We start from the raw sequence: 6664 nt of genomic DNA on the forward strand, positions 1-6664 counted from the left end.
TTAATTAAATTTTACGTTTGGATGAAATATATTCTACGGCGATGCTCAACCCCAAGGTGATGAGGAACAACACGGCTCCCAGCATAAACAAGGCTTGGTAATGTGCTCCACCTGCGGGAGCCTCACCCAATTCCGCCGCTATCGTGGCAGGAATTGTCCGTACCGGTTCGAAGAACGAGGTAGGGATAACGGCGGCGTTTCCGGTTACCATCAATACGGCCATCGTCTCACCGATCGCACGTCCTATACCTAATACGACAGCGGACGTGATACCGGATATGGAGTAGGGGATTATTACTTTATAGATGGTTTGCCATTGCGTGGCTCCCAATGCCAAGCTGGCCTCTTTCATGGCTCGTGGTGTAGTTCGCATGGCATCTTCCGCTACCGTGATGATGGTCGGCAACGCCATGATCGCTAAAACCACGCTTCCGGCGAAAGCGGTCTCGCCTACCGGAAGGTCTAAGGTCTTTTGGATAAGGGGAACGATCACCACCAATCCGAAGAAACCATAAACGACTGAGGGAATACCTGCCAGCAACTCGATAAGCGGTTTTAATAAATTGCGTGTTTTTGTATTGGCGATCTCTGCCATATAGATCGCTACCGCTACTCCGAAGGGGAGGGATAAGGCGATCGCACCTATACTTACCAACAGCGTTCCTAGTAATAGAGGGATCAGCCCAAAGATCGGAGCGGGAGTTGAGGTCGGATACCATTTCGTCCCTCCAAAGAATTCCGAAGGCTTGATCGTGGCTCCCGATATGATTTTTCCCGTAAAGTTTTCCGACTTGTATTGTTCCGGAAAGAATGCGATAATCCCGGGCTCTTTATGGATAAGTTCATTGATTTTCTCGGGAACATATTGAAATTCTTCACCTAGCTCTTCTTCCGTATAATAGTTGGTTAGATCCGAGAACCGGAAGACTAGTATATCTTGATTTTCTCCGTTTAAATCTTCCCAATTGGTGATATTGGCATCGAAGACATCCATGATTTGCTCGGGCGACAAATGTTCGACCGGATTTTCCTGATTCACGGCCAATATATATCCTTCCTCTACCTCCGGGCTGTTAAAAAGACCTGCGGCCTCTTTAAATAAGAAGACAATGATCAACAAGATCGTAAAGCTACTGACGCTTCCACTGATCAAGAATCCTCCTTCCACTAATTTTTCTATAAACTTTCTCACAATCTTTGCCTATTTATTCTGCTGCAAAGAAAGAGCCTCTATATTAAGGAGAGATTAAACCCGCTTGAAAGAATTGTTTCAAAATTATTACAAATGTATTACGCATTGTCTGCTATGAGAATAGGGCATGAGTTCGGTTGAACCCATGCCCTATGAATTATGCCTGTAATATGTTTGTATTACTTATTATACTTGCTCCAATCCACATTGTGCATATCGCCGCTGGCCGCTAGTTCCTCATGGAAAGCGAAACAGCATTTCAGGTTTTGAGGCGTATGTCCCTTGATACCCATAGCGAGGTACTCTTCCAATAACGGTTTGTAATCCGGGTGAACACAATTGTCGATGATACAACGAGCGCGTTGGATCGGAGATTTACCGCGTAAGTCCGCTACACCATATTCCGTGATGATGATCTTCACGGAGTGCTCGCTATGATCCAAGTGAGATACCATCGGTACGAACGCGCTGATCTTTCCATCCTTCGCCGTAGACGGAGTCGTGAAGATCGACAACATAGCCGAACGGGTAAAGTCGCCGGAACCACCGATACCATTCATCATACGAGTACCGGATACGTGTGTAGAGTTGATATTACCGAAGATATCAGCCTCCAATGCTGTATTGATAGCGATTAAGCCTAAACGGCGGGCAACCTCCGGATTGTTAGAGATCTCTTGCGGACGAAGCAAGATCTTATCCTTGAAAAAATCGAGATTCGCGTAGATCTCACGGATTACCTCATTACTTACGGACAAAGAGCAACCGCTGGCGAATTTAACGCGACCTTGTTTCATCAATTCGATAACCGCGTCTTGAATAACCTCAGTATATACATTGAATGCGGGGATAGACTCATTAGCTCCCATGCAGCCCAAGACTGCGTTAGCCACGTTACCTACACCACTCTGCAATGGAACGAATTCTTTCGGAAGACGGCCGGCCTTGATCTCGCTAACCAAGAAGTCCGCAACGTTTTTACCGATCGCCATCGTAACATCATCCAGCGGAGAGAATTTTCCACCTTCATTCGGCTCATCGGTCCTTACCACACCAACGATCTTAGCCGGGTCTACTTTTACACAATCGTTACCGATCCTGTCAGAAGGAGTGTAGATAGGGATCTCACGGCGTAAAGGAGGATCAGCCGGCTCGTAAATATCATGCATACCGCGGATTTCTTTCGGGTGACGGCAGTTCAACTCAACGATGATACGGTCTGCCATACGACAGATAGTAGGTAAGATACCAACACCTGAAGTCGGAACGATCTCACCATCCTCAGTAACATCGGCAGCCTCTACGATCGCTACATCGATCTTACCCAAGAATCCGTAACGCAAGCTTTGTGCCAATTCAGACAAGTGCAAATCGAAATATTGTGCCTGATGAGCGTTTAATGCGGCACGTAAGTCTTTGTTAGATTGGTACGGTGTACGGAATTTGATGGCGTTAGCGCGAGCCAACTCTCCGTCTAGCTTATCACCGGTAGAAGCGCCGGTAAACATACCGATTTGGAAAGGGTTACCTTTAGCGTGTTCTTCCGCTGCCTTCCGGGCGATAGCTCCGGGAACAACTTTCGGGCATCCTGCGGGTGTAAAACCACTGAAACCGACATTGTCATTATGATGCACATAAGATGCGGCTTCTTCAGCTGTAATGAATTTTAATGCCATGATAATTAGTTTTTATGTTTTTAGGTAAATACTTACTGTTCAATATTTCGGGCGCAAACTTACATAAAATTACGCTGAATCGAATATAAGTGTAGCGTAAATTAATACTTCCGGTTTAGAATCTCCGCACAAATGATCGCTTTCTTCAATTCCTCGATGTCTCTGAAGGTATCTTCCGGCATAAGCCCCGGTTCTTCCTCGATAGCACTCATCCTTATGGATGGCTGGGTCGCGATATGATTCGGGATATTCTTCTCGGCGGAAAGGAATGGAGATGAGGCAGGCGATGAGGTTACGACTTGCGGTTTCTCAACCTTTGGCTTTACCTGCTTTTGTCGGGGAGCGGGCTTAGGTTTTCGCGTTTCCTTTTGCATATCCTCCAGTATCTCCCAGAAGCCTTTTCCTTCCGTAGGCTGGTCATTGGGCACAATTTCCCTGTCGGGTTGTCCTAATATATCGGGACGACTCTTCTTCTTTTTTTTGTCCTTCGAACTGAATAAGCCACTGACCGCGGCGATAATCAGGAAAACAATATATAACCAATCTCCTACGTTATCCATAAACTTTGATTATTTTTGCACCTCCAAATGTAAGAAGAATAATTGAGAAGTGAAAAGATGGGAGTATATAAAACATCAGATAGGTATAAAAGTAAATAAGGGTAACTTCACAGCCACCCTTATTCGATTTAACCAAAACCTTAACTATGAAAAAATTTACGTTTTTCGAATGCAAATATAACGGTGGGATTCGAACTATGCAAGCGTTTGCGTAATTATTTTTAAGAATCTTGCTTATTTAAATTCTATTAACATATAGTATGGTAAATCAAGAAAACGGTGTGGACTTAAAATCCGCTACCCAAAGCGATGAACGAAAGTTGTTTATCGAGACCTACGGCTGTCAGATGAATGTGGCGGACAGCGAAGTTGTAGCTTCTATCATGAAGATGGATGGCTATAGTATGACGGAGAATATCGAGGAGGCGGATGCCATCTTCGTGAATACTTGCTCCGTACGCGACAACGCCGAACAGAAAATCTATGGGCGGCTACAGTATTTCCAGTCTTTAAAACGGAAAAAGAAGTCATTAATTGTCGGTGTATTGGGATGTATGGCCGAACGAGTGAAGGAAGACCTGATCCATGTGCATCATGCCGACTTGGTGGTAGGGCCGGATTCTTATCTGGACTTGCCGAACTTGGTGGGAGCGGTAGAGCACGGAGAGAAAGCGATCAACGTGGAGCTTTCTACCCAAGAGACCTATAAGGATGTTATTCCTTTGAAGTTACCGGGCGTACATATCTCCGGTTTCGTGTCTATTATGCGCGGTTGTAATAATTTTTGTACGTATTGCATCGTTCCTTATACAAGAGGACGCGAGCGTAGCCGGGATATCGAGAGTATCTTGAATGAGATACGGGATATGCACGAGAAAGGCTTTAAGGAAGTTACGTTGTTGGGACAAAATGTAAACTCCTATTCTTTCGAGAAAGAAGGTGAGACCATAACCTTCCCGATCTTGTTGGATCGTGTGGCGAAAGAGGTTCCCGATATGCGAATTCGTTTTACGACCTCCCATCCGAAGGACATGAGCGATGATACCTTACGTGTGATTGCCGCAAACGACAATATCTGTAAGTTTATCCATCTGCCTGCCCAATCCGGCAGCAGTCGCATCTTGAAGGTCATGAATCGTAAATATACTCGTGAATGGTATCTGGACCGTATAGCGGCGATCCGTCGTATCGTACCGGATTGCGCTATCTCGACTGATTTATTCTGCGGTTTCCATTCCGAGACCGAGGAGGATTATCAAGAGACTTTATCCTTGATGCGTGAAGTGGGATATGATAGTGCTTTCTTATTTAAATATTCCGAACGTCCGGGTACATATGCCGCTAGCCATTTGGAGGATAATGTGCCGGAAGAAGAGAAGGTACGTCGTTTGCAAGGTATGATCGATTTGCAAAATAAGTTGTCCGAGGAAAGTAACTTGCGGGATATAGGCAAGACTTTCGAGGTTCTGATAGAAGGATTCTCGAAACGTTCCCGTGAGCAGTTGTTCGGACGAACCAGCCAAAACAAGGTGGTCATCTTTGATAAGAAGAACTATCATGTAGGTCAATTCATAAAAGTCAAGATCCATAAGGCTTCCTCGGCTACCCTGTTCGGGGAACCTGTGGAGGAATAAGAAAAAGAAAACGCCAATACGTTCCATTTCGAGCGATATTGGCGTTTCTCTTATTTAAAAATCTTATTCACAATGTAACATTCTCTATTGTGATTTGCTTCTGACAAGAATAATCACTAAATTTGTGTTATTCTAAAACAGGAAGTTATGTCAAGAGATGTGGTAAAACAAGAACTATTGGCGAAACTGAAGCAAGAACACTGCTTCTGGTCGTACAACGAAAACTCTATCAAGGATATTCCAGATGATATGCTGATAGAGAAAACTTTGTTGCATCTTGACTTGGAAGAAATAAACCAACTGTTTCTAATTTATCCTTTCAAGAAAATCAAGCAGGTGTGGCTGGATTATCTTGTTCCCCAAGCGGAATATCTCTACACGTTGAATCGTTTCTTCGCATGGTATTATTTCAAGGCAAAGAAGCCAGATGCTTATATAAAGTCTATGGCTACTCGCCACCTTAATAAAATGTTTGCATGAAAGGTTTAGCTCCACACACGCTGCAAGTTTTTGAAGCTGTCTCTAAGCTGGACTGCATCAAACCCTATCTCTTGGTAGGTGGCACTGCTTTGTCATTGCAAATGGGAACTCGGCAAAGTGAGGACTTGGACTTTATGAAATGGCGTACTTCTAAAACAGAGAAAATGGAAGTGGCATGGTATCAGATAGAGAAAGAGCTCGCTGCAATAGGTGACACTCAGCATAAGAACATTTTAGATATAGACCATGTGGAATATTTAGTGTCTGGAGTAAAGTTCTCGTTTTATGCCTGCCCCAAATATTCTCCTGTCAGTATGCCTGTGGAATATCTGAATAATCTCAGATTGGCAGATGTAAAGTCTATTGGAGCTATGAAGATGGAGGTGCTGCTGCGCAGGAGTAATTTTCGCGATTATTATGATATTTATTCCATCTTAAAGTCTGGTGTACCTATCAATGATTTGGTATCTTTAGCCCTCACTTACTCTGGACATAAATTGAAATCCAAAAACCTGTTGGCTATGCTCACCAACGGCTCTCGTTTTACAAGAGACTCCCATTTTGAACAACTTGCACCGACTTATGCTGTAACTGCTCAAGAAATAGAAGATTATATAAAGTCTTGTTTATTATAAACTGCTGCAACATTCTTGCGAATGGGGTTATATATAGAAATGAAAAAAACTAAATCATCTACCATATCTGCCATTATCTATATAAGTATCTAATTATAAGAAATTTGTTGAATGGTGGTAGATAATAAACATCTACCACTATCAGCTTGCATCTACCACTATTTACTGCTTTTCAACCACTAAATGCAGCCGTTCACTATTCGCTAACAACATTACTCGTTCTGCGACGGTATACCAACTGGCTGTCTGCTTGGTTATTTGTATACCTTGTGTATTGATTTAAAATATTGAATAATAGGTATTTATAGTTTTTAAGGCATAAAACAAAAGTTTTCATAGCGGAAAACTTTTGGTTCGTGCTTATGAAACTTTAGTTTTCCTTAGAAGAAACTATTTGTTCCCCTAAGGGAAACTGTCTTTTCCTGATTTATCTAGACACTTTTTTTGTTTATAAACGTAATCAGTAGACAGTAGTTATAAAGTAATA

6 protein-coding genes are annotated in these 6664 nt (G+C 43.1%); 3 read left to right on the forward strand and 3 right to left on the reverse strand.

Annotated features, from left to right (window positions below; all coding sequences use genetic code 11):
- Positions 1-4: 4 nt before the first annotated feature.
- The 3 genes from pstC to D7V92_RS20200 form a co-directional block, all read right to left on the reverse strand.
- Positions 5-1192, reverse strand: a complete 1188-nt coding sequence (gene pstC / locus D7V92_RS20190; protein ID WP_005867078.1) for a phosphate ABC transporter permease subunit PstC — start codon at positions 1190-1192, stop codon at positions 5-7.
- A 179-nt stretch (positions 1193-1371) separates the two neighbouring features.
- A complete protein-coding gene (locus D7V92_RS20195) occupies positions 1372-2868 on the reverse strand; it encodes an acetyl-CoA hydrolase/transferase family protein (RefSeq protein WP_008773784.1) in 1497 nt (498 codons plus the stop codon).
- A 101-nt stretch (positions 2869-2969) separates the two neighbouring features.
- Positions 2970-3428: a hypothetical protein gene (locus D7V92_RS20200; protein ID WP_008773783.1), complete on the reverse strand. Its 459-nt coding sequence runs from the start codon at positions 3426-3428 to the stop codon at positions 2970-2972.
- Between the two features lie 260 nt (positions 3429-3688).
- Here D7V92_RS20200 and miaB point away from each other — a divergent pair, with 260 nt between their 5' ends.
- From miaB to D7V92_RS20215, 3 genes are all read left to right on the forward strand, one after another.
- Positions 3689-5062: a tRNA (N6-isopentenyl adenosine(37)-C2)-methylthiotransferase MiaB gene (gene miaB, locus D7V92_RS20205; protein ID WP_005853885.1), complete on the forward strand. Its 1374-nt coding sequence runs from the start codon at positions 3689-3691 to the stop codon at positions 5060-5062.
- Positions 5063-5209: 147 nt separating this feature from the next.
- Positions 5210-5542, forward strand: a complete 333-nt coding sequence (locus D7V92_RS20210) for a hypothetical protein (RefSeq protein ID WP_009017956.1) — start codon at positions 5210-5212, stop codon at positions 5540-5542.
- Positions 5539-6177, forward strand: coding sequence for a nucleotidyl transferase AbiEii/AbiGii toxin family protein (locus tag D7V92_RS20215; RefSeq protein WP_009017957.1), 639 nt, complete (start codon positions 5539-5541; stop codon positions 6175-6177). The genes D7V92_RS20210 and D7V92_RS20215 overlap by 4 nt, the downstream gene beginning before the upstream one ends.
- Positions 6178-6664: the final 487 nt, after the last annotated feature.

Origin of the sequence: Parabacteroides sp. CH2-D42-20, from assembly GCF_003670185.1 — a bacterium.
GTDB classification, from domain to species: domain Bacteria; phylum Bacteroidota; class Bacteroidia; order Bacteroidales; family Tannerellaceae; genus Parabacteroides; species Parabacteroides distasonis.

Bases quoted from the DNA above. Each gene is read 5' to 3' on its own strand.
- D7V92_RS20195 (WP_008773784.1), bottom strand. From the start codon at position 2,868: ATGGCATTAAAATTCATTACAGCTGAAGAAGCCGCATCTTATGTGCAT.
- D7V92_RS20200 (WP_008773783.1), bottom strand. From the start codon at position 3,428: ATGGATAACGTAGGAGATTGGTTATATATTGTTTTCCTGATTATCGCC.
- miaB (WP_005853885.1), top strand. From the start codon at position 3,689: ATGGTAAATCAAGAAAACGGTGTGGACTTAAAATCCGCTACCCAAAGC.
- D7V92_RS20210 (WP_009017956.1), top strand. From the start codon at position 5,210: ATGTCAAGAGATGTGGTAAAACAAGAACTATTGGCGAAACTGAAGCAA.
- D7V92_RS20215 (WP_009017957.1), top strand. From the start codon at position 5,539: ATGAAAGGTTTAGCTCCACACACGCTGCAAGTTTTTGAAGCTGTCTCT.